General features: G+C 60.2%; 18 protein-coding genes. 9 read left to right on the forward strand and 9 right to left on the reverse strand.

Annotated features, from left to right (window positions below; genetic code table 11):
• Nucleotides 1–7: 7 nt before the first annotated feature.
• Nucleotides 8–928 carry a hypothetical protein gene (locus tag P7F28_RS31295; RefSeq protein ID WP_277189139.1) on the reverse strand — a complete coding sequence of 307 codons (921 nt, stop codon included), beginning with the start codon at nucleotides 926–928 and terminating at the stop codon, nucleotides 8–10.
• 109 nt (nucleotides 929–1037) lie between these two features.
• Here P7F28_RS31295 and P7F28_RS31300 point away from each other — a divergent pair, with 109 nt between their 5' ends.
• The 3 genes from P7F28_RS31300 to P7F28_RS31310 are packed head-to-tail and all read left to right on the forward strand — an operon-like array spanning nucleotide 1038 to nucleotide 2470.
• Nucleotides 1038–1529, forward strand: coding sequence for a molybdopterin-dependent oxidoreductase (locus P7F28_RS31300; RefSeq protein WP_277189141.1), 492 nt, complete (start codon nucleotides 1038–1040; stop codon nucleotides 1527–1529).
• A complete protein-coding gene (locus P7F28_RS31305; protein ID WP_277189143.1) occupies nucleotides 1526–2059 on the forward strand; it encodes a nitrogen fixation protein NifQ in 534 nt (177 codons plus the stop codon). The genes P7F28_RS31300 and P7F28_RS31305 overlap by 4 nt, the downstream gene beginning before the upstream one ends.
• Before the next feature lie 27 nt (nucleotides 2060–2086).
• The gene (locus tag P7F28_RS31310) at nucleotides 2087–2470 is read left to right on the forward strand and encodes a winged helix-turn-helix domain-containing protein (protein WP_277189252.1); all 384 of its coding nucleotides are present in this window, start codon (nucleotides 2087–2089) and stop codon (nucleotides 2468–2470) included.
• Here the strand turns inward: P7F28_RS31310 and P7F28_RS31315 are convergent.
• Complete coding sequence (locus P7F28_RS31315) at nucleotides 2467–3774, reverse strand: DUF2325 domain-containing protein (RefSeq protein ID WP_277189145.1); 1308 nt, start codon at nucleotides 3772–3774, stop codon at nucleotides 2467–2469. The genes P7F28_RS31310 and P7F28_RS31315 overlap by 4 nt on opposite strands.
• Before the next feature lie 228 nt (nucleotides 3775–4002).
• Between P7F28_RS31315 and lpdA the strand changes: the two genes are divergently transcribed.
• On the forward strand, nucleotides 4003–5751 hold the full coding sequence (gene lpdA, locus P7F28_RS31320) for a dihydrolipoyl dehydrogenase (protein WP_277189147.1): 1749 nt from the start codon (nucleotides 4003–4005) through the stop codon (nucleotides 5749–5751).
• A gap of 7 nt (nucleotides 5752–5758) precedes the next feature.
• Here the strand turns inward: lpdA and P7F28_RS31325 are convergent, their stop codons facing one another.
• Complete coding sequence (locus tag P7F28_RS31325) at nucleotides 5759–9193, reverse strand: response regulator (protein WP_277189149.1); 3435 nt, start codon at nucleotides 9191–9193, stop codon at nucleotides 5759–5761.
• A gap of 365 nt (nucleotides 9194–9558) precedes the next feature.
• On the opposite strand from P7F28_RS31325, the gene P7F28_RS31330 reads away from it, so the two are divergent.
• Nucleotides 9559–9864, forward strand: coding sequence for a DUF4148 domain-containing protein (locus tag P7F28_RS31330; RefSeq protein ID WP_277189152.1), 306 nt, complete (start codon nucleotides 9559–9561; stop codon nucleotides 9862–9864).
• 48 nt (nucleotides 9865–9912) lie between these two features.
• On the opposite strand, the gene P7F28_RS31335 is transcribed toward P7F28_RS31330, so the two are convergent.
• From P7F28_RS31335 to P7F28_RS31360, 6 genes are all read right to left on the reverse strand, one after another.
• A complete protein-coding gene (locus tag P7F28_RS31335) occupies nucleotides 9913–10209 on the reverse strand; it encodes a hypothetical protein (RefSeq protein ID WP_277189154.1) in 297 nt (98 codons plus the stop codon).
• A 120-nt stretch (nucleotides 10210–10329) separates the two neighbouring features.
• Nucleotides 10330–10548 (reverse strand): hypothetical protein, encoded by a 219-nt coding sequence (locus P7F28_RS31340; protein WP_277189156.1) that lies wholly within the window; start codon nucleotides 10546–10548, stop codon nucleotides 10330–10332.
• A 74-nt stretch (nucleotides 10549–10622) separates the two neighbouring features.
• The gene (gene phbB, locus P7F28_RS31345) at nucleotides 10623–11366 is read right to left on the reverse strand and encodes an acetoacetyl-CoA reductase (protein WP_277189158.1); all 744 of its coding nucleotides are present in this window, start codon (nucleotides 11364–11366) and stop codon (nucleotides 10623–10625) included.
• A gap of 100 nt (nucleotides 11367–11466) precedes the next feature.
• Nucleotides 11467–12648 (reverse strand): acetyl-CoA C-acetyltransferase, encoded by a 1182-nt coding sequence (locus P7F28_RS31350; RefSeq protein ID WP_277189159.1) that lies wholly within the window; start codon nucleotides 12646–12648, stop codon nucleotides 11467–11469.
• 700 nt (nucleotides 12649–13348) lie between these two features.
• Complete coding sequence (locus P7F28_RS31355; protein WP_277189160.1) at nucleotides 13349–15625, reverse strand: cytochrome P450/oxidoreductase; 2277 nt, start codon at nucleotides 15623–15625, stop codon at nucleotides 13349–13351.
• Nucleotides 15626–15700: 75 nt separating this feature from the next.
• Nucleotides 15701–17044, reverse strand: a complete 1344-nt coding sequence (locus P7F28_RS31360) for an Nramp family divalent metal transporter (protein ID WP_277189162.1) — start codon at nucleotides 17042–17044, stop codon at nucleotides 15701–15703.
• Nucleotides 17045–17232: 188 nt separating this feature from the next.
• Here P7F28_RS31360 and P7F28_RS31365 point away from each other — a divergent pair, with 188 nt between their 5' ends.
• From P7F28_RS31365 to P7F28_RS31380, 4 genes are all read left to right on the forward strand, one after another.
• The gene (locus tag P7F28_RS31365; protein WP_277189163.1) at nucleotides 17233–19155 is read left to right on the forward strand and encodes a phage integrase family protein; all 1923 of its coding nucleotides are present in this window, start codon (nucleotides 17233–17235) and stop codon (nucleotides 19153–19155) included.
• A 178-nt stretch (nucleotides 19156–19333) separates the two neighbouring features.
• The gene (locus tag P7F28_RS31370; protein WP_306806098.1) at nucleotides 19334–20512 is read left to right on the forward strand and encodes an AAA family ATPase; all 1179 of its coding nucleotides are present in this window, start codon (nucleotides 19334–19336) and stop codon (nucleotides 20510–20512) included.
• Nucleotides 20513–21484 carry a ParB/RepB/Spo0J family partition protein gene (locus tag P7F28_RS31375; RefSeq protein ID WP_277189165.1) on the forward strand — a complete coding sequence of 324 codons (972 nt, stop codon included), beginning with the start codon at nucleotides 20513–20515 and terminating at the stop codon, nucleotides 21482–21484.
• A gap of 288 nt (nucleotides 21485–21772) precedes the next feature.
• Nucleotides 21773–23125, forward strand: a complete 1353-nt coding sequence (locus P7F28_RS31380; protein WP_277189166.1) for a replication protein O — start codon at nucleotides 21773–21775, stop codon at nucleotides 23123–23125.
• The last annotated feature ends 12 nt before the right edge of the window (nucleotides 23126–23137 follow it).

A 23137-nucleotide genomic window follows, 5' to 3' on the forward strand; every position in this document is an offset into this window, starting at 1 on the left:
CGTCCGCTCATCTGATCGGCAACACGCGGAGCGCGCTGGGCTTGTCCCGCGCGCTCGACCTGTCCACCGCGACGAGCCGCTTTCTCGCGCCATCCACGGCGATACCGCGCGGCTCGTCGAAATCGCTTGCGAGCACGGTCGCGCGGCCGCGCTTCGAGAAGCTGCATATCGCGTGGGCGCCGCATTTCGTGTAGAGCGTGCCATCGGACGACGCGGCGAGCAGATCGGGGGAATCGACGGTTGCGAATACATCCGTTGCCTGCACCGGTTCGTTCGATGCCCGCGCCGCCTGCAAATCCACCTTGAAGATGCGATTGGCCGCCTGATCGCTGATAAACAGCGTATCGCCGACGACCACCACGCCGACCGGCTTGCCGAGTCCCGTGACGATATCGCGTTCGGTTACGCTGCCCGGCGTCGCGCCGCGCGTAATCACGCTGACGCCGCCCGTCGCGGGCGCGTTGCCTTCCTTCGTGAACCAGCTCGACAGAAACGTGCCGCCATCCAGCACTTCGATACCCAAACGCCGCCGCGCCGGATTCGTGTCCGATGCGAGCATCGCCTGACGACTCGGCGCGATATCGAATACCGCGCTCGATGTGCCGAAGCCAAAGCGCTCGACCATCAAATGTCCGTTCGGCGCGAAATCAATTTGGCTAAGACTCGTGCGCTCGCCTTCGGCTGCGGGAATGCGCGCAAACAACGCGAAATCCGGCGATGCGTCCGCAATGTTCTCCGTCATGACGATGCCGTTGGTTTTATCGTCGGTGACGAAGACCGCGCCGTCCGAATCGCGGATCGCGATGCCGTTCGGCGTGCCGCTGAACGCGATTTTTTGCGGCGTCGCGGGCGCACCGGCACTGCCGCCACCTGAAGCACACGCCGCCACAACAAAGGAGAACATCAAATACGCGAAGCGCCGAATCATAGGTTTCTCCGTCGATAACGCGTGATCCATGTTCAATATGCCGCCAAAAACATGGCATCGCGCATGAGGTCGTAATATATTCGAAGACATAGCGACCCTTGATGACGCCATGAACCTCGCTCATTCGACCTCTCTTAGCTCCGACGTGCTGGAATCACCGATCATCGAAATCGGCGGCACGGTGGAACGTCCGCTCAGGCTCGATCTTGCCGCATTGCGCGAATTCCCGAGCATCACCATCGCGCCGTTCGATCTGGTGTGCTTTTCCACCGGCCGCTATATCCGTCCGATGGAAAGCTATCGCGGCGTGCCGCTGCGCGTGCTGCTCGATGCAGCGGGCGTGCGCCGTCCCGACAACACCGATTTCAAGCGCACCGTGTTCCTCGCGCACGCGCACGATGGCTACGCGGTGACATTTTCCTGGCACGAACTGTTCAATACGCCCGTCGGCGATCAGGCGATCATCGCGTACGCGCTGGGCGAGCGTGAACTCGATATCGAACACGGTCTGCCGGTTCTGGTTTCCGGCGCGGACAATGTGCGCGCGCCGCGTCATATGAAACGCCTCGTGCGCGTCGATGCCCACGTGCTGCGCGCATGATTCCCCGCCGTCCCGATTCGCCCGATTCCGTGCTATTTGCACGGCTGGTCGATGCGCGCATCGGACAGGGCGATTGGCATTTGCTCGGACTGGATTCGCATGCACTTGGCGCGCTGATCGATCACCATTTCGTCGATGATGCCCCGCTTGAAATGTCTCATGAAATCGCCGCACCGCAACATCCATTCTTCGATGAACTGCACGGCCTGCTCGTCTGGAATGACGTGACCGCGAACGAGCACAAAGAAGACGCGCGCTGTCTGGCATCGATCATTGCGGCGGCTTCTTTGAGGCCGGATCATTTGTGGCGCGATCTCGGCCTGAGCGGCCGCGACGATGTCACCGCCATGCTCGAACGCCACTATCCGCAACTCGTCGCGCGCAACGTCGAAAATTTGCGCTGGAAGAAGTTCCTCGCACAGGAAGTCGCGCACGCGAGAGGCGAAGCGCCGACCTGCGCGCCGGGCTGTCCCGGCTGCGAGGATTTCAGTTTCTGCTATCCCGGCGTTGCACCGCTGCGAAGGAATTGAGCGCGACCGTTCGTGTATTCTCTCGGCATGGCGACCTCCTCCACATCAAACGACAACGCGAACGAACCGCCCGAGGTTCGCTTTCGCATGCGTATCCGCAAAGGCGAACATATCGCGGTCGGGCCGGGCAAGATCGCGCTGCTCGAAGCGGTGCGCGAAAACGGCTCGATATCGGCGGCGGCGCGCAGTCTTGGCATGTCGTATCGGCGTGCGTGGCTGCTGATCGATGAACTGAATCGATCGCTGAAATCGCCCGCGACCATTTCCGAGCAAGGCGGGCAAAGCGGCGGCGGCTGCGTGCTGACGCCAGTCGGTGAGGATATCGTGCGGCTTTATCGCGATGTCGAGCGGATCGCGGACAGCGCGTGCGCTGAGCAAATCGCGGCGCTGACTTCGCTCCTCAAGCCTTAGCCATGCCGTAAGCAGAATGCGGACGGCGGCGGCGTGCTGCGCGCATCGCTCTGAATCGGCGCGAGCCGCGCGATAAATTCGATGAAACTCGCCACGCTCGCCGTGCGCAGCGGCGCGTAGTTCACATCGTGGCGCTCGCAGACGCGCTTGAGCATGCTCATCGAATCATGGTCGATGCAATCGACCGGGAACAACACGAGATCGGCATTCGGCAACGCGGCGGCCAGCAATCCCTTGCGGTCTTCGATACCGCCATCGTGCACGATCAGTTCGCCGCCCGCCGATTCCACCAGCGAGCGCAGCATCGCATTCGAATTCGGCCTGCCGCCGACGTACACGATGCGCCGGCCGCTGACCCAATCCAAAGCGCGTCGGCGCGCATCCGGCTGATCTTCCGATGCGAACGTCGCGCGCTCGAGTTCCGCGCATTCCGCCTGCACCACTTTCAGCAGCGCCTGCACTTCGCCCAGCTTGTTCTGCAAATCGCGCGCGCGGTCTTCTTCCTGCTGCGCGCGCTGTTCGGCGGCTTCGCGACGGCTCGTATGCAGTGCGAGTCGGCGCTCGCCCTCTTCCACTTTTTCCGCCAGCCGCTGCACGTCGGCTTCCAGTTCGGACGCGCTTCGCTCTGCCTTTCGATCGAGTTGCAGCGATTGTTCGTGCAGCTGACGTGCCGATGCATCGCGCTCGCCGCTCAATTCCAGCAAGCGCGCCTGCTGGCGTTCGATCTTGTCCTTCAGTTCGTTGTTCTCTTTTTCCAACGCAACCAGCCGACGAATATCCGCGCGATTCGCCGCGCCGACCAGATGCGACAGCATATGCAGTTCACCAAACGCCGACTGCCGCACTTCGATATTCGCCTGCGAATGCGTCATCACCGCCCAGTACGCGGGCGGGACATCGCTGGCTTTGAGGGCGTCGTTCCAGAGTGCGAGCAGAGCATCGGGCGTGCGCGCGGCATCGAATCGGCGGATTGCGCCGGAATAGCGGTCGTCGAGCGCCTTGTGCAGCGCTTTCGCCGCTGCGCCGCCCGCAATCGCCAGTTCCACGGCGGTGTGGTGAATCTCCAGGTCGCTGGCGTGATAGCGGTCGATATCGGCGAATTTCGGCACGAGCTTGCGCAATTCACCCGTCGAAAGACACGTACCGATGATCGAGCAATGCAGATGCGGATCGAGTTCGTGCAGACGCGCGCGGCGGTTCCCCGTGCGCAAATCGGCTTCGGTCGGCTGGCAGCAGCCGTCCGGATGGCGTGCGGGCTGTGCGTGCGCTGCCGTGCGGGCGAGTTGAAACGGCGGGGTTTGCATCGTCACCTCGGGTTCGATCGGTCGCTCTCTCGCAATATATCACTGGATATAACGATAACCCAAAACCGTCGAATGAAACCGCAAGCTGCAGATTCCCATACGCCATGTGCGACGCCGCCCGCGCACACGGCGTATGCTACGGCTTCGTCGCCCGCTGGATTGCCGCTTGATTGCGCGGAGCGGCATCGGCAGATCAATCGCACTGCATCGCTCAACAGGAGAAACCGCATGGCCAGGGTTGAAGTCAAGGTTCCGCAGCTTTCCGAATCCGTCACCGAGGCGACGCTGTTGCCCTGGAAGAAAAAAGCGGGCGACGCGGTGACGCAAGACGAAATCCTCGTCGAACTCGAAACCGACAAGGTCGTGCTGGAAGTGCCCGCACCGGCCTCCGGCGTGCTCGCGGAAGTCGCGAAGAAGGAAGGCGATATCGTCCATGTGGACGATGTGCTCGCGGCTATCGATACGGAAGCTTCTGTCTCCGCACCAGCTCCTGCTCCCGCTGCCAGCGGTCCAGCACCTGCGCCCGCCCCGACTCCGGCTCCCGCGCCTGCATCAAAAGCCGCCGATTACGACGTCATCGTGATCGGGTCCGGCCCAGGCGGATATATCGCCGCGATCCGCGCCGCGCAGCTCGGCAAGAAAGTGGCCTGCGTCGAAGAGTGGATCAATCACGCGGGCAAACCGAAGCTCGGCGGCACGTGTCTGAATGTCGGCTGCATTCCGTCGAAGGCGCTGCTCGCGTCGTCGGAGAAGTTCGAGAACGCGAAGCTGCATTTTGGCGATCACGGCATCGGCGGGATCGACAATCTGTCGGTCGATATCGGCAAGATGGTCGGGCGCAAGGAAGCGATCGTCGAGAAGATCACCGGCGGCGTGGAATTCCTGTTCCGCAAAAACAAGATCACGTGGATCAAAGGTCACGGCAAGCTCGCGGGCAAGGACGGCGGCAACTTCAAGATTGACGTGAACGGTGACACGCACACCGCACAGCACGTGATTATCGCGACGGGTTCGAAGGCGCGGCATCTGCCGAACGTGCCGGTCGATAACACACTGATCTCCGACAACGAAGGCGCGCTCGCTTTCGATTCCGTGCCGAAGAAGCTCGCCGTGATCGGCGCGGGCGTGATCGGGCTGGAACTCGGCTCGGTGTGGCGTCGGCTGGGCGCGGAAGTGACGATTCTCGAAGCGCTGCCCGAATTCCTCGGCACGACGGATACGGCCTTGCAGAAGGAAGCCGCCAAGCTTTTCAAGAAGCAAGGTCTGACGATCCACCTCGGCGTGAAAATCGACAGCGTGAAGACGACGGATTCGAGCGTGTCGATCGCGTACAAGGACAAGGACGGCAACGCGCAGACGCTGGATGCGGACCGGCTGATCGTATCGATCGGGCGCGTGCCGAACACGGACAATCTCGGGCTGGATTCCATCGGCCTTGCGGCGGACGAGCGCGGCTTCATTCCCGTCGATGATCATTGCGCGACGAAAGTGCCGAACGTCTACGCCATCGGCGATGTCGTGCGCGGCCCGATGCTCGCGCACAAAGCGGAAGACGAAGGCTCGCTGGTGGCGGAAGTCATCGACGGGCAGAAGCCGCATATCGACTACAACTGCATTCCGTGGGTGATTTATACGCACCCGGAAATCGCGTGGGTCGGCAAGACGGAGCAGGCGCTGAAGGCCGAAGGCCGCGCGATCAAGGCCGGTCAGTTCCCGATGCTCGCCAATGGCCGCGCAATGGGTATCGGTGAAACGGACGGGTTTATCAAGGTGATTGCGGACGCCGCCACCGACGAGATTCTCGGCGTGCATATCATCTCGGCGAATGCGTCCGATCTGATCGCGGAAGCGGTGGTGGCGATGGAGTTCAAGGCGGCGTCCGAGGATATCGGACGGATTTGCCATCCGCATCCGTCGCTGTCGGAGGTGATGCGGGAGGCGGCGCTTGCGGTGGACAAGCGCGCCTTGAATATCTAAAACGCATTTAAACGCGTCTGGGCATCCAGACACGCAACAGCGAATACAGCCGGTCGATGTCGATCGGCTTCGCCAGATAATCGCTTGCGCCCGCCGCGAGGCATTGCTCCTGATCGTCCTTCATCGCTTTCGCAGTGATCGCGATGATCGGGAGCTTTCTGAAGCGCGCGTCCTCGCGGATGCGCCGCGTCGCTTCCAGCCCGTCCATGCCGGGCATCATCATGTCCATCAGCACGACATCGATATCCGGATTCTTTTCCAGCGTGTCGATCGCCTCAAACCCGTTGCGGCCGATATCCACGTGCAAGCCCTGATGCTCCAGCGCGCTCGACAGCGAAAAGATATTGCGGATGTCGTCATCGACCAATAGCACGCGGCGGCCGTCCAGCACGCGGTCGCGCGAGCGGGAGACGTGCAGCATGGCCTGCCGGTCGGCCGACAGATCCGTTTCCACTTTATGCAGGAACAGCGTGACTTCATCGAGCAGACGTTCGGGCGAACGCGCGCCCTTGATGATGATCGACTGCGAGTAGCGCATCAGTTCGGCTTCCTCGTCGTGCGTCAGATTGCGGCCCGTGTAGACGATTACCGGCGGAAACGAGTACGAATCCGTCGCGGCCATCTTGCGCAGCAGGTCGCCGCCCTGCATGTCCGGCAGTTTCAGATCGATGATCATGCAATCGAAGATGGTCGTCTTCAGCAGGTCGAGCGCGTCCTGACCGTATTCGACCGGCGTGATTTCCACGTCGGCATCGCTGATTAGTTCGACGATGCTTTGCCGCTGGCGCGCGTCGTCTTCGACCAACAGCACGCGCTTGATCTTCTGGCTGCTCTTTTCTTCGAGGCGCTGGAAAATGCCCATCAACTGATCGCGCGTGGTCGGTTTCATCGCGTAACCAATCGCGCCGAGGTGCAGCGCCGCTTCCGTCTTGTCCGATGCCGACACCACGTGCACCGGAATATGTCGCGTCTTCGGATTCGCCTTCAGTTCTTGCAGCACGGTCAGCCCCGATCGATCCGGCAAGCCGATATCGAGCAGAATCGCGTTCGGCGTGCGTTCGAGCGCGATGCGCAAGGCATCGCCTGCGGTGCCGCTGACGATGCACTGATAGTTCAGTTCGTGCGCGAGATCGAGCAGCACTTGCGCGAATTCCGGCTCGTCTTCGACCACCAGCACCACGCGGCTGCCGGGCGCGGCTTCATCGCGATCATCGTCGATGACGTGGCTGACTTCGACTTCGGCTGTCTCAAGTAAGGGCGCCGGCGTTGCTTCTTCGACGATCGGTTCGGGCGCAGCTACGTCGAACGCCACCGGCAAAATCAGCGTGAACGTACTGCCCTTGCCCAGCGTGCTCTTCAGCGATACCGATCCGCCCAGCAAATGCCCAAGACTGCGCGATATCGACAGCCCGAGCCCCGTGCCGCCGTAATGACGGCTAGTGGTGCCATCGGCTTGCTGGAAGGCTTCGAAAATCGCTTCCTGTTGCTCCGGCGCAATGCCGATCCCCGTATCCGCCACAACGAACTTCACCGCGCGCTCACCCGCTGCGTCCAAGGTCAGCGAGACGCTGCCCGCATCGGTGAATTTGACGGCGTTCGACAGCAGATTCTTCAGTACTTGTTCCAGGCGACGGAAATCGGTCGTAAGTGTCGCGTGCGGCGCGAGTTCGTTCTTCAGTTCGAGCTTCAAATGCTTCTGACGCGCGAGCGGCTCGAACGTGCGCGCGAGCGAATCCATGATCCGCTGCACCGGCACATCTTCGATATGCAGATCGAGCTTGCCCGCTTCCACCTTCGACAAATCGAGAATGTCGTTGATGAGATTGAGCAGATCGTTGCCCGCCGAGTAGATGGTCTGCGCGTACTTGACCTGATCGCCGGTCAGATTGCCGTGCTTGTTCTCCGACAGCAGCTTGGCCAGAATCAGCGAGCTGTTGAGCGGCGTGCGCAGTTCGTGCGACATATTGGCGAGGAACTCGGACTTGTAGCGGCTCGCGCGCTGCAAGGCATCGGCACGTTTTTCGAGTTCGACCTGCGCGACGTTCAGCGCGACATTGCGCTCATCGAGCACGCGCGCATTTTCGGCCAGACGGTCGTTGCTCTGCTCCAGTTCCGCCTTCTGATTGGCCAGATACACCTGCGCCTGCGAGAGCGCGTTGGTCTGCTGTTCCAGCTCTTCATTGCTGGTGCGCAGTTCTTCCTGCTGCGTCTGCAATTCCTCGTTGAGTTGCTGCGTTTCTTCGAGCACTTGCTGAAGCCGTTCGCGATACTGCGCCGCCTCCACGAAATCGCCGATATTCCCCGCCACGAGTTCAAGGAAGCGCTGGTCGCGTTCGCCCAGCGCGTGCATGGCGCCGAGTTCCATCGCGCCGTTCGCGCGTCCTTCATTGTCGATCGGCGTGATGACGACGCTCTTCGGCACGCTTTCGCCCAGCGCCGATGTGACTTTCCAGTAGGTCTCGGGCACGTCGGCAAGATGCGTCAGTTGGCGCGCATGCACGGCCTGACCGACCAGACTGTTCACGCCATCGAGTTTTTCCGCCACCGGCGCGCGCTTCGGATCGAAGCCGAAACTTGCGGTGCGCTTGAGCGTGCCATCGGCTTCGCGCACGTAGAACGCGGCCATCGAAACCTTCAGGTAATCGGCGAGGAAATCGAGAATCGACTGGCAAAGCTGCGCCACTGATTGCCGGCCGATCACGCGTTCGGCGAGTCGCGTCTGTCCGTCGCGCAGCCACGCTTGCTCTTGCAGCGCGCGCGTCTGCTTTTCGTGTTCGGCAATGGCGTTGCCGTACGCGCCCGAAAGCTGCATCAACTCGCGCCGGCCGAACACGGCGAGAATCACCGACAGCGTCAGACTCAGCACCAGAAAAACGATCACGGTGATGGTGGTCAGTTGCGTGGCCGACGCCACACGCTGAATTCGCAGCGTCTGTTCGATATTGAGAAACGCGTCCAGCTCGCGATCGGTTTCCGCGCGCTCCGGCGCACCGCGCCCTTCGCGCACGAGCGTGGCGATATCCGCGCCCTGGCGGCGTGCATCGAGCAAGGCGTCGGCGACTTTGTCCCATTGCGTCTGCAAGGCGCGAATGCGGATCAGCCGATCCACCTGCGGCGTGTTGTCGGCGACGAGATTGGCGAGCGTGTCGATATCCGCGGAGAGTTTGGGTTTCGCGGTTTCGTACGGCGCGAGAAAGGCTTCATCGCCGGTCAGCAGAAAGCCGCGCAGCGCGCTTTCCTTTTCGCCGACCAGCCGGCCGATTTCCTGTGTATTGCCGATCACCCGTTCCGAATGTTCGACCCAGTCGATGCCCGAGAGCAAATACAGCACGAGCGCGACGAACGCCACCGCCGTGACGATGCCCGTCCCCAGCGGCAGCGCGATATTGCGAAAGAGGATGCGACGAAACGTGGCTTCGTCGACGCCGGACCGCAAAGGCATGAATGTGCTCCGAAAGCGTGCGCGTCGCGCGGACACTGCGGCGACGCTCGCGTAGGTAATTTGTCGTTTTGTGTATCAGCCGGAGCGAAATCATAACCGGTCGGAATCATCACGGTGCGGGCGCTGGCCGGTGATTTTTGCGAACTACGGCACGTTCGTTCGAAGAATTTCAAGTTCCTGAACGTTTGCGTCAGGCGTCTTACAATGGCCTCGCGGCAATCATGCCGCCCAAATCGCTGCTTATTTTCTGACGGCGGTTCGGAGATGGATCGGTCTGAGCTTCAAGACTCAAGTCGCACAGCAGTTCAAACAAGTTCGTCGGCCACGTCAGGCCGCGACATTCAACAACGATCTGTGGAGTCAATATGAAAGCAAAGTTTGTCAGTATCGCCCTCTCGCTGAGCGTGGCTGCATTCGGCGTTTCGGTTGCACCTTCGTCGTTCGCGCAGGACAGCGGCGCGGCCGCGACCACCGGTGCGGCGACGGCGGCGTCTTCGACCAAAGCGCAACGCAAGGCCGCGCGCAAGCAAGCGCGCGCCAAGAAGAACGCCGAGCTGAAGAAGCTCGAAGCGGCGGGCTACAACCCCGCCAAGCGTGACGATGCCAACTATCCGCAGGACATCCAGAACGCGCAGAAGAAGGCCGGCATCGGACAAGGCGCCAGCCAGTAATTGATGAAGCACGCCGCGCCTTTTATTCTTTGAAAAAGGCGCGGTGTTTCAGTTGATCGCGTTGGCTTCGGCGCTGGTCGTCTGCGGGACGCAGGTGAAGTTGATGGTTGCCGACTGCTCTTGCATCGAACGAATGCCAGTGGTGGCTTCGGATTTGATCGAGACGCGTTGCGAGCGCTGCTTGCAGTAATCGTTGGCGGCATCCATCGCGTTGCTGCGCGCGGTCACCCACGACATGCGCGTGCCGGTGGCCTTGCCCGTGACCTGATGGACATCGGAATTTGCGTTGGTGGTGACTTCGCTGGTCGTGCCGCAGGCAGCGAGCACGATCGATACGGCGAGCATCGCGAGTATCGATAAGTAAGACGATCTGAAGATATTGCCCATACGCTTGCGAACCTTTTTTGAGACAGGCGTGATGGTACAAGGGACGGCGATTTTCTTCAGGAATCGCAGACGCTGCTTTTAAGAACGTGCGATGCGATCGAGCAACCGTTCCAGACGCATCTGCTGACAGGGCGCGAGACCCGGCGTTTCGAGCGCCTGCACCACGCGGGCGTGCCAATACGTCTTGGAAAACAGCGAGTTCGCGCCTTCCAGATTGAGCACTTGCTCCAGATGTTGAATCGCGGAGTCGAGGTGACTCACGTTGTAAGGGCGCGCGGCCGCGATAAGAGTGTTCATGACATAAAGGGCGAACGCGGTTTCGAATGAACGCGGCGCGCTTCGGAGAAAAACGCAGCGCGCCGCACGATTCATCAGCTCATGTGCTGACCACCGTTGATCGCGATATTCGATCCGGTGATAAAGCTCGCATCGTCCGAGCACAGGAAGGCGACGAGCGCCGCAACTTCTTCGGGCTTGCCGAGACGGCCGGCCGGTATCTGCGGCAGGATCTTCGTGTCGAGGATTTCCTGCGGAATCGCGGTGACCATCTTGGTGGCGAGATAGCCCGGCGAGATGGTGTTGACGGTCACGCCCTTCTTCGCCACTTCGAGCGCGAGCGACTTGGTAAAGCCGTGCATGCCGGCCTTCGCCGCCGCATAGTTGGTCTGGCCGATCTGCCCTTTCGAGCCGTTCACCGACGAGATATTGATAATGCGGCCCCAGCCGCGCGTGACCATTTCTTCGCACACCGGCTTGGTCATATTGAAGACTGAATCGAGGTTGGTGCGCAGCACGGCGTCCCAGTTCACCTTGCTCATCTTCTTGAAGGTGGTGTCCTGCGTGATGCCCGCGTTGTTCACGAGGATATCGACCGGTCCGACTTCGCGCTGAATCTTGGCGATGCAATGCTGCGCGGAATCGTAGTCCGACACGTCAACGCTGTACGCGCGGAAGTTGCGCCCTTGCCGATCCATATTCGCCAGCCATTCCGACGCATTCGCGTTGTTCGGCGAATGCGTCACGACGACGGCAAAGCCCGCGTCGTGCAATTTGATGCTGACCGCTTCGCCCAGTCCGCCCATGCCACCGGTTACCACTGCAATTCGCTTAGTCATCCTGAAGCCCTCTCTCTCAGATTAGTACCACTTCATTTGATAGCCGCGGCGCGCGTTTATAGTTTGTGTCGCGCGCCGCTTCCGTGTTGCCGTGTTTCAGTTACGGACGTTCCAGCGCGAGCGCCACGCCCATGCCGCCGCCGATACACAGCGAGGCCAGGCCCTTCTTCGCATCGCGCTTCTGCATTTCGTGCAGCAGCGTCACCAGAATCCGGCAGCCCGATGCACCGATCGGATGACCGATCGCGATGGCCCCGCCGTTCACGTTGATCTTCGACTGATCCCAGCCCATTTGCTTGTGCACCGCCAGCGCTTGCGCGGCGAACGCTTCGTTGATTTCCATCAGATCGAGGTCGTTGACGCTCCAGCCGGCGCGTTCGAGGCATCGCTTGGAGGCGGGCACCGGACCCATGCCCATGATCTTCGGATCAACGCCGGCGTTCGCGTACGCCTTGATGCGTGCGAGCGGCGTGAGGCCGAGCGCTTCGGCCTTCTTTGCCGACATCACGAGAACTGCGGCGGCGCCATCGTTAATGCCGGAAGCGTTGGCAGCGGTGACCGTGCCTTCTTTCGAGAACGCGGGCTTAAGGCTCGACAGCGCTTCAGGCGTCACGCCGTGGCGTACGAATTCGTCCGTATTGAACAGCAGCGGATCGCCTTTGCGTTGGGGGATCGAAACCGGGACGATTTCATCGTTGAAACGGCCCGACTTCTGCGCGGCTTCGGCCTTGTTCTGCGACAGCGCCGCAAATTTGTCCTGATCTTCACGCGAAATGCCGAACTCGCGCGCGACGTTTTCAGCCGTCGTGCCCATGTGGTAGTTGTTGTAAACGTCCCACAGCCCATCGACGATCATCGAGTCGATCAGCTTGGCGTCGCCCAGGCGGAAGCCATCGCGCGAGCCTGGCAGCACGTGCGGCGCGGCGCTCATGTTTTCCTGACCACCGGCGATCACGATGTCCGCATCGCCCGCGATGATCGCGTTCGCCGCCAGCATCACGGCCTTCAGGCCCGAGCCGCAGACCTTGTTGATCGTCATGCCCGGAACCATATCCGGCAAGCCAGCCTTGATGACCGATTGACGCGCCGGGTTCTGTCCCGAGCCCGCCGTCAACACCTGACCCAGAATCATTTCACTCACCTGATCGGCTTGCACGCCCGCGCGTTCCAGCACTGCCTTGATTACCGTCGCGCCCAATTCAGGCGCCGCGATCTTCGCGAGCGAGCCACCGAACTTGCCAACAGCCGTACGCGCGGCCGATACGATCACTACGTCAGTCATTTTGAGTCCTCTAGACACTTCGAATACACGATAAATGCGTGGGTGCTGCGTTACCGATTTGACGACAAGCAATGAACAACGCCCGCCGCTTTCAATGCGTGCGCGACCGTTTAAACGAGTTGGCGAGAAAGAGGCATTACCGGTTTAGAACATTTGACGTGGCCCATTTATACGGGCCTTCGATCAGACTCTCAGGTTCAACAAACAACGGCCTCTCGCCGCTCGGGCGATCTGGTTTTCGCAAGTTCTCGGAAGTTAATCAGTAAGGTGGCTTGTGCGTCGCACCAATTTGAGACAATTCTAAACGCAAACCCTTCGCAAAAATTTTCATATTTCTAGGTAAAAACCCTAGATGAGGCAAAAAGTGCCGCAACGTAAGTTCGAATTGTTGCTGTTCCGTACGCACGTCCGTTCAAAATCGGTCTATTCCACCGGCGAATATTGCGTCACTAGTCATATTAATAGGCGTTAGTCAGCAATCTGCTATGAACGATCATTCGTATTTTTGGTATACCGGCGGTTATTAACTCTTTTGTTATCTTGACTCAAGACTATTTCAATTCTCAACGGTAATCGACGCGATTCCGTTTTCGAATAACTGATAAAAAACAGCATTGCAAACTGGCGTGACTTCATGATGAAACCGCAATGGGAATATCTATAACTTTATTTCATCGCGGTATAACCGCATGTTGATTTCCTACAGCGCGAGAATCAATTTCTTGCTATGCGCGCGCGAACAACACGCCATCATTCGCTGATTGGACTGGCGTTCGCCTTTAGTCAGCACCACGTCGCGGTGATCGATTTCGCCTTCGAGCACGCGCACTTCGCATGATCCGCACAAGCCTTCTTCACAGTCGCTCTGCACATCGACGTTCGCGCGGCGCAGCGTGGTGAGCAGCGTTTGATCGGCGGGAACATGGAGCGTCAGACCGGAATCGCGCAGTTCGACATCGAATGCGTGTTCGGTGGATGGATCGAGCGTCGCGAGCGTGGATTCGAAGTGTTCGATTTTCAACGCGTCGTCGGGCCAGTAGGCGCTGGCGGCGGTGAGCGCATCGAGCATGCGCGACGGGCCGCAGGCGTAGACGAGCGTGTCGGCGTCGATCGATAGCGCGGCGAAATCGTTGCGCGTGCTCTCGTCGGACACATACGTGCGCAGGCGTTCGCCGTGCAGCGCACGCAGGTCATCGAGCAAGGCCATCGACCCACGTGTGCGACCGCTGTAATGCACTTCATAGTCGATGCCGAGCGCCCGCGCGCGCCGCGCCATCGCGCTGATCGGCGTAATGCCGATGCCGCCCGCGATCAGCACGAGTTTTCGCGCGGTTTCATCGAGCCGGAAATGGTTGCGCGGTCCGCGAATGCGCCAGTGCGCGCCGACGCGCGCGTGCGCGTGAACCCATGCGGAACCGCCGCGGCTCTCGGTTTCAAGCAGCACGGCGATTTCGTAAGCGTATCGATCGTCGGGATCGCCGCAGAGCGAATATTGGCGCGACGCGACACCGTTGCCGCCATCGCCGCAGATCACGTCGATATGCGATCCGGGCGTCCAGCGCGGCAGCGTGCGGGCATCGGCGGAAACGAGTTTTACGCGCGCAACGCGTTCCGCACACGGCGTCACCGATTCCACGATCACCGCACGGCTCACCGCATGCGACGACGGCTCGCCGATGCGCACCACCGCGCGCGCCTCACGCGCAGACGCGTGCGCGCGCTCCGGGTTCATCGCCGGATTCCATTCGACCCACAGATGCTCCGGGCCGCGAAACGACGTATTCGGCACGTAAGTAAACTTCTGCGCGCTCAGGCGCATATGCGGCAGGCGGCGCGTGAGTTCGTCCAGGAAAATCTGCATCTCCATGCGCGCGAGATTCTTGCCCATGCACTGATGCGCGCCGTAGCCGAACGTGAGCTGGTCGCTGGCGTTTTCGCGGCGGATGTCGAAAAAATCGGCATCGGCGAATTGATGCTGATCGTGATTCGCCGATGACGTCACGATCAGCAACTTCGATCCCGCCGGAATGTCGATGCCGCCAATCGTCACGTCTTTCGTCGCGAGCCTGCGCCACGCCGCGATGGAACCGTTGTGCCGCAAGCATTCTTCGACGGCGTTCGGAATCAGACTCGGGTCATCGCAGAGATCGCGCCAGGCGTCGGGATGCTGGAGCAGCAGCTTGAGCGCGTTGGCCGTCGCGTTCGCCGTGGTTTCGTGCGCGGCGACGATACCGGCCATCATCATCGAATGAAGATAGGAATCCGTAACGACTTCGGGCAGTTCCTTTTGTTTGCGGATGCCGTACTGCATCCAGCCGGGACCGGACGGGTCTTCGCGCATCTTGTCGAGTACTTTGCCCGCGTATTGCCAGAAGTTGCCGACCGCGTGCGCCACTTCGACTTGCTGTTCCGGCCTCGGCCGTCCCCACGTGTTGACCGTATGCGCGATCGAATAGCGGCGCAGCGTGTCCATGTCCTCTTCCGGCACGCCGAGGAAATGCAGCGCCACCGTGAGCGGCACTTCCCACAACATTTGATCGACGAGATCCGCACGGCCATCGTCGATAAAACGATCGACGTAGTCGCGGGTAAGGTTACGCACCATCGGCTCGTGATGCGCGAGCGCCTCGGGCGTGAACGGGTCCATCAGCGCGCGGCGGCGCGGCATGTGCGCGGGTTCGTCTTCGTTGACGAGCGTGCGGTTCAGCGCGAATCCGTACGATGCGAGCACGGCGTTGGCCTCGGGACCGGTCGGCGTGATTTTCTCCAGCGCGATCGACGGGCTGAAGGTGAGGTTGTCGCGGAAGATCGCTTTGATATCGTCATAACGCGTGACGACCCAGTAGCCGAGTTTCGGGCTCCAGAACACCGGCTCTTGTTCGCGCGACCATCGGACATATTCGGGCGGGTCTTGCTGATAGCCGTCGCTGAAAGGATCGAATTCGGCGGCCTGATGCGAGATGGGGCAGCGGGTCACTGCGTCTCCTTTTTATGTTTGGCGCGGCGCTAAGGCCATGTTTTTGCGCATGGCTCTAGTATCGACTGATTTTTCTTACGCGCGAAAGGTGTCGAACAAGAGCTTCAGATTCAACACGATGATGACGCCCGCGACCGTCCACGCGAGCGTCGCGGTGACGCGGCCGATGGCGAACACGCCCATCTTGCTGCGATCCGACACGAAGCGCACGAGCGGCACGACGGCGAATGGAAGCTGCATCGACAAAATTACCTGACTGAGCACGAGCAATTGCGCGGTGCCTTTTTCACCGTAAAGCGCGGTGACGACGATCACCGGCACGATGGCGATCGCTCGCGTGATAAGACGGCGCGCCCAGTTCGGAATGCGCAGACGCAGAAAACCTTCCATCACGATCTGGCCGGCGAGCGTCGCGGTCACCGTCGAGTTGAGATCGGAGGCGAGCAGCGCCACCGCGAACAAGGTCGATGCAATGCTCAGCCCCAGCAATGGCGACAGCAAGCGGAAGGCATCGCCGATTTCCGCGACGTCCGCGTGGCCGCTCGCGTGAAACACCGCCGCCGCGACGATCAGGATCGCCGCGTTGATGAACAGCGCGAGCGTCAGCGCTATGGTGCTGTCGATGGTCGCCCAGCGGATCGCGGAGCGGCGCGCGGGAATCGAGTCGCCGTATGCGCGCGTCTGCACGACCGACGAGTGCAGATACAAGTTATGCGGCATCACCGTCGCACCGATGATGCCGATCGCCACATACAACATCTCCCGATTCGTGACGATTTCCGGCGACGGCACGAAGCCGCGCAGTACATCGGCGAGCGGCGGCGCGGCTGCCGCAAGTTGCAAACCGAAGCATCCGGCGATGACGACGAGTAGCGTGATGACGAAGGCTTCGAGCAGGCGAAAGCCCTTGTTCATCAGCAGCAGTAGCAGGAAGGCATCGAACGCAGTCAGCAGCGCGCCCGCGATCAGCGGAAGGCCGAACAATAATTGCAGCGCGATCGCCGTGCCGATCACCTCCGCCAGATCGCACGCGATGATTGCTGCTTCGCACGCCAGCCAGAGCGTGATGTTGACGGGCTTCGAATAATGATCGCGGCACGCCTGCGCAAGATCGCGCTTCGTCACGATTCCTAGCCTGACGGCCAGCGCCTGCAGGAGAATCGCCATCAAATTGGAGATCAGGATGACGGTCAGCAGCGTATAGCCGAAACGCGATCCGCCCGCGATATCGGTCGCCCAGTTGCCGGGATCCATATAGCCGACCGAAATCATGTAGCCCGGACCGGCGAAGGCGAGAAAGCGCCGGATCCACCAACCGCCCGTCGGCACACGTACCGATGCGTACACTTCCGGCAGGCTGGGCCGGAATGTATCGTCCTGTCGCTGCGATTTGACGGCGGTGCGTCGAGGGTCACGCATCGGGCGCGCTGCTCCTGCGAATGCGGGCTATGGGCGTGGTGGCAATATGCGCCGGGCATGCCGAGAACACAAGGCGGGCGCAGAGCACGGTAAAATCTGATAACTACACTTATCAGACGTAGCGATTTACCTTGTCAAATTCGAAGCTGCTTGATAACCTCGCCGCAAATCATTGAAAACAATCAGGAATGGCGCGCACGCTTACTACTTTCGATACGCTGCCGACGGTGCCGGCTGTCTCCCCTGCTCGCCTGACGCGGCAGCATTTCGCGCTGTATCGCGGTTATCTCGATGGCGTATCGGAAGTCCAACTTCACGCGTCCTATGGCGATGCGAGCGCCGATGTTCGCAGTACGCGGCGGCTGATCGCGGTCTTGCGCGATACGCTTTCCGTGTTGGCGCGACGGGCACAGGATATTGAGGCAGCGCATCTGCTTAGGCTTCGGCCGGGAAGTATTCCAGATCTCGTCGCGTCCGCGCAGTCTGTGGCCCCTGCTCTTGAAGAATTCCGGCATCGGGTCGACCCGGACGGTGTATTTGGCGAGTCGGAACTGCTGGATTTGTATCGCGAGGCTTATCCGCTCAAGGCTTCGCCGGCGTCGGATCGGCGTGCAGCGCGCAATGCGCGCCTGCGCAGGCGTCAGGCCGAGGCGCTCGCGAGGATGGAAGCGAGTCTGGTGCAGGACCCGAAACAGGATCATCCCGTCGATGGCTGGTTCGAACCGGCAGTCGCGGCGCGATTATCGGCGGCGGGTTTGGACACGATCGGTGATGTGGTCGCGTTGATCGAAACGAAGCGGCATCGGTGGTACACGCGCGTGCCGCGACTGGGTCCGAAGGGCGCACAACGCGTCATCGACTGGATCAGATTGCATGAAAGCGCGCTCGGACACACGGTATCGCAGCGAGCGCTAGTGCCGCGTCGGCAATGGGCTGAGGGCGCGCCGACGCCGGTCATCGCCGATGAAAACGCGGTCGCGCCGCTTGAACGTTTGCTTGTGCCCGCTCAACTTGATGGTTCAAAAGGGACAAATCGCGCGGCTAAACGCGTTGCGTTCGATACGGACATTCGCGCCATCACCGCCTGGCTTGAAGCGCGTTCGGCCAACGAACATACGCGGCGGGCGTATCGGCGGGAAGCGGAGAGAATGCTGCTTTGGGCCTTGCTGGAAAAGCAAAAGCCGCTTTCTTCGCTCGATCACGACGATTGCGCCAAATACATCACCGTCTTTCTCGCCGATCCGCAACCCGCCGCGCGCTGGATAGCCCCAGGCCGCATCGAACGATGTTTTGCCGCATGGCGACCGTTCGCCGGGCCGCTTTCCGACCGTAGCCGCGAAAGCGCGCGCTCAATCCTGAGCGCGATGTTCGAATGGCTGATTGATGCAGGCTATCTAGCCGAGAATCCGATGCTCGGTCTTGAACGCGCGAGCACACCGCCCGCTATCGATCCACAGGGACGCACACTTGACCTCGCACAGTGGAATTTCGTGCTGGCATCGACCGAGCGCGAGGCTTACACATTGGCGGAAAATCGGGATCGGCTGGCGCTACTGCTCGCCTACTCCACCGGCCTGCGGCGCGCCGAACTCGCAGCGGCAACCACGGACGCGCTTTCCGTCGGTCGATTGGCAGATGTTTCCGGTCCGGTTTGGCGCTTATCCGTCGGCAACGAGCCGCGTTCCGTGCTCCTGGCGCCCGCCGTCATGGAAGCGTTGCACGACAACCTTTCGATGCGCGGTTTGCCCGAGCCGCTTGCCTGTCCTGCGGGTACGCCCATTCTGGCGCAGACGCGCGGTGGCCTCGACATGACGCCAGACAGCGTCGGAAAACTGTTCAAACGAATTTTCACGAATGCAGGCGCGCAGCTTGACGCTATGGCACCGGGCGCAGGCCGAAGCCTTATGCAAGCCAGCACACACTGGCTCCGGCACACACATTCGAATCACGCGTTGGCGCACGGCGCAGCCTTGCAGGAAGTGAGCGAGTCACTAGGACACGCCACCGTTGCAACCACATCTTTGTATCTTCGACACGACGATGCCGGGCGATATCTCGGTATCGAAGGGTTGATCAGGGGTAGTTCTGTTGCGAAAAAGACTGGAAAATAACCTTAAGTTTACCGGGGCAACGGCAGACGGCGTTGTAAAAACGCCCGAACGGCGGAAAACACTCTTCAGAGTTTACTTGAGGTTTACCGGTTAGGCGTTTATTCTTCGGTTTGCAATGTGTTTTCCACAAACCGAAGAATTATTTGCTTACTCAGGCCCGCCAGTGACTGCGAACTCCATGCTAAGCGCTCGGCTTCCCGAAGTCGATCAATCCGTTTCGATCGAAACGCTGTTGGGAGTGGCCGCCCAAGCCACCGACATCCTCAACCAGATCCGCGATGCGATGCTGGAACCGTATCCGCGCAAGAGCGCGCCTACGTTTACCAGCGCTCAGGTTGCGTCGCTGTGCGGAATCGACAAGCAACGGTTTCAGTACCTGACGACCAAAGGCGATTTGCCGGCCGGAACCTCCAAAGGAGCGGGCCGCAGCAAAGAGTTTTCGCTTGAGGAAGCGCTGACGTGGATTCGGGCGACCAAGGAGCGTACACGGCGGCCGGACGGCAAGCGCGGGCGCATCGTGACCATCGCCAATTTCAAGGGCGGCGTAGCCAAGACGACGACCGCGGTTTCGGCTGCGCAGGCGTTGACGCTGCTCGGCAGGAGGGTGCTGGTCATCGACTGTGATCCGCAAGGCACGACTACCCAGCTTTGCGGCTGGGCACCCGACGCCGAGATCTCCGACGACCAGACCTTGCTGCCGCTCGTCTACGGCGATCAGACAACGCTGCATTACGCGGTACAGGAAACTTACTGGCACAACCTCGACCTGATTCCGGCATCGTCGTCCTTGTTCGATGCCGAGTTCGAGATTCCCGCCAAAGTGCTGAATGACAGCACTTTCGAGTTCTGGGAGATCCTCAGAAAGGGCTTGATGCCATTGGCCGAGGAATACGACGCCGTCGTCATCGACACACCGCCCGCACTCAGCTATCTCACCATCAACGCACTGCTGGCATCGGACGCCATTTTGCTCCCCTGCCCGCCCGAAGCGCTCGACTTCGCCAGTTCGACGCAGTTCTGGCACCTCTTCGCGGACATCGCCAAGAAATTGCCCGGCGTGCTCGAGCAAAAGCGATTCGATTTCGTCAACGTGATTATGACCAAGGCCAAGTCCGACGACGTTTCACGCGTCGTTCGCGGCTGGCTGCAGAAGGCCTATGGCGATCGCGTGTTGCCGTTCGAGATTCCGGAGTCGACCGTCCCGAAAGGTGCCTCGGCACAGCTTTCGACGGTCTACGATCTGTCGAAACCGGATGGCAGTACGGCCGCGTACAACCGATTCAAGGAGCCACTAGACCGGCTCGCAGAACATCTCGACGCGCAGTTCGTCCGCGCGTGGAATCAGACGGAGGCTTAAATGGGCATCGGGGACAGATTACTGGCGAAAACGGCCAATGTCGGCAGCAAGCCGTCCGAGCCCGGTACGGCGCGGCCGGTTAATACGGAAGCGCGTACATCGCCGGGGCGCTTGATGGATGCGCAGCATCGCATCAACACGGCACAGGCACGGATCAAGGAACTGGAATCGCAGCTTGAAGAGCGGGCGGCACTTGAGGTGCCGCTCGATGCATTGGTGGAAGTGAACGGACGACGTCGAAAGCTGACGTCGGAGCAGTTTCACGAACTCAAAAGCAACCTCGCTCAGCATGCGCTCGCAACGCCGATTTTGGTCCGTGCGTTGACCGAGGGAAAGTTCGAAATCGTGGCGGGACACAATCGCGTTGCGGCGTATCGCGAGTTGGGTCGAACCACGATTCGAGCGAACGTCGCGTCGATAGACGAAGGTGAGATTGAGTTCGCGGCGTTTTTCTCGAATCTGCTCTCTCCATCACTTACCGACTTCGAAAAGTATTGGAATTTCAAACGTCTTCAGGAATTGAGCGGGCTGTCGCGCGCAGAGATCTCAGAAAGCGCGGGGCTTAGCAAAAGTCACGTCACGCGGATTTTCTCATTCGACGCACTTCCCGAGGCGGCGAAAGCGGCACTCGCGGAAAAGCCGGAGAGGTTAGGCAGTAATGCGGCGCAGAAGTTGGCTGCATTGACTGAAGCTGGGAAGGCAGAAAAAGTCGTTGAAGCGATACGTCGGTTGATTGACGACGACAATTTTACGCAGGATAAAGCGGTTGCCTTGGCGACCGAAAAGCCGAAAGTGACGGCACCGAGTGCAACCGTAGTGCGCTCCGGCCGGAAGAAAGTTTGCGAAGTCTCCACGAGAAACGGCGTGGTAGGCATTCGCTTCTTTGAGAAAGAGGCGTCGGATGCTGAGCAGTGGAGCCAAAGAATCGTTGAATTCATCAACAAGACGCTAAGCGAAACGGAAGATAACTAAGACCTACTAGGTTTTCTTTTCAAATCAATAGTTTAGCAACGCAACGATTCTTGTCCTAGTAGAGACTTCCATATAATCAACAACTTAGCAATTAACACTATGAGCCGATCATGTAAAGCTGATCTCTAGAAAGACAAAAGCCTTCGGCGCCAACCGAAGGCTTTTGAATATCGGGCTTTACTGCTGTTCGCCCGGTCCGCTTCCCGACGCCAATCGGGTCACGAGTCGACACCTCGAAGTTTAGCGGAACGCGATCGGCAGTCAAGCGTTTGTCCTCCATTTTTCGAAATGGACGCATTCGACATGCTTATCGCGCAACTTTCCGTTGCAGGCGAGGTACATACTCGTCCTGCTTTCCTCGATCGCTCCGCCAAGAGCGAAGACCAAGAAGCACTTGATGAATTCGCTTGCGATCGTTCCAATCTTCCGTGGGTGATCTTTCGCGCGGCTCATCGCGCGGCTCATATCTCCGCCTTGCCGGCCCGAGCGCGTTCGTTACTCGCCGCCCTCGCCCGTACCGCCGATGCGTCACGACCGTATGCGGCGATCTTCGCGCGCCGAGAGCTTTTGACGGGTCGCGCCTTGCAATCAATGCGCACGTTCTATCGAAGCCTCGATGATCTGGAGACGGCTGGCTTTATTTCCCGTCCGCCGCAGACACGTTACGGTGCGGCCGGCCTCTTCGGTCGCGCGTACTTACACCTCACGCCGAAAGTCGCCGCTATTCTCGGCCTCGTGGAGGCGCATCAACAACGAGAAGGCGCAGCCGCCATTGGCACGACTGAGGAGCAGCTGGCAGGAGCCAACGCGGATCCTTTATTGAACCATCGGTCTGCCACGCTGGCACACCGTGCTATATATAAGGATCTAAACCCTATCAATCAAAATAGACAACCAGGACGCCTCCCCGCAGACCTGATCCGCCTGCGACGATTGGGATTTCGTGAGTTTTTGATTTTCAAACTCATGCGTGAAGCCTCATCACTGGGCAAACGACTCTCCGACGTCGTCGAGGCCACGTGGGCCCACCTGGAAAAAGCTCGGCACCCGATCAGCTATCTGCGGACCTTGCTGCGCTCGCCCGTGGACTTCGCGTACCGCCTGCGGGCCATGCGCGGAGAAGTTATCGCTGAAGCGGCCAAGCGGGGCGAGCAGATCGAGAGCGCGGAGGCCGCCAAGGAACTAGGCGGCCGAACTTTCACGAGCACTGACAGTGAGCGCCGATACGTCGTCTCCGACGACGCCACGTCCGTCACCCTCCATCGATTGGGCGGCGAACGTCCGCGCGTAATGGTCGGACAGTGGATTCCGGCGTTCTTGCGCGCGCTACGATCAGGACAATTGATTCCGGCTGCGACAAACCAAGTCGAAGCATCACCCGTTTCGAACGGAACGAATCGTCGGCCAATACTCGGCGCAGACAAGCGCACCGACATAAGCCGAGCGCACATGACAGCGCTTAAAGCCTTCCTGAAAGTTCGCGCGACGGAAACGCACATACCGCATCTCGATCCAGCTGCCGGTGATGCGAAATCGCCTCTTCACGGCGGACCCACTCTTCATACGAAACGGTTCAACGGAACCGGGGAAACGCTCACTCAAAAAACCTGCTGCCCCGCAACAAACGCTGATATACTCTAAGGTTGCGCCTTT

The sequence above is a fragment of the Caballeronia sp. BR00000012568055 genome, assembly GCF_029439455.1.
In the GTDB taxonomy this organism is placed as follows: domain Bacteria; phylum Pseudomonadota; class Gammaproteobacteria; order Burkholderiales; family Burkholderiaceae; genus Caballeronia.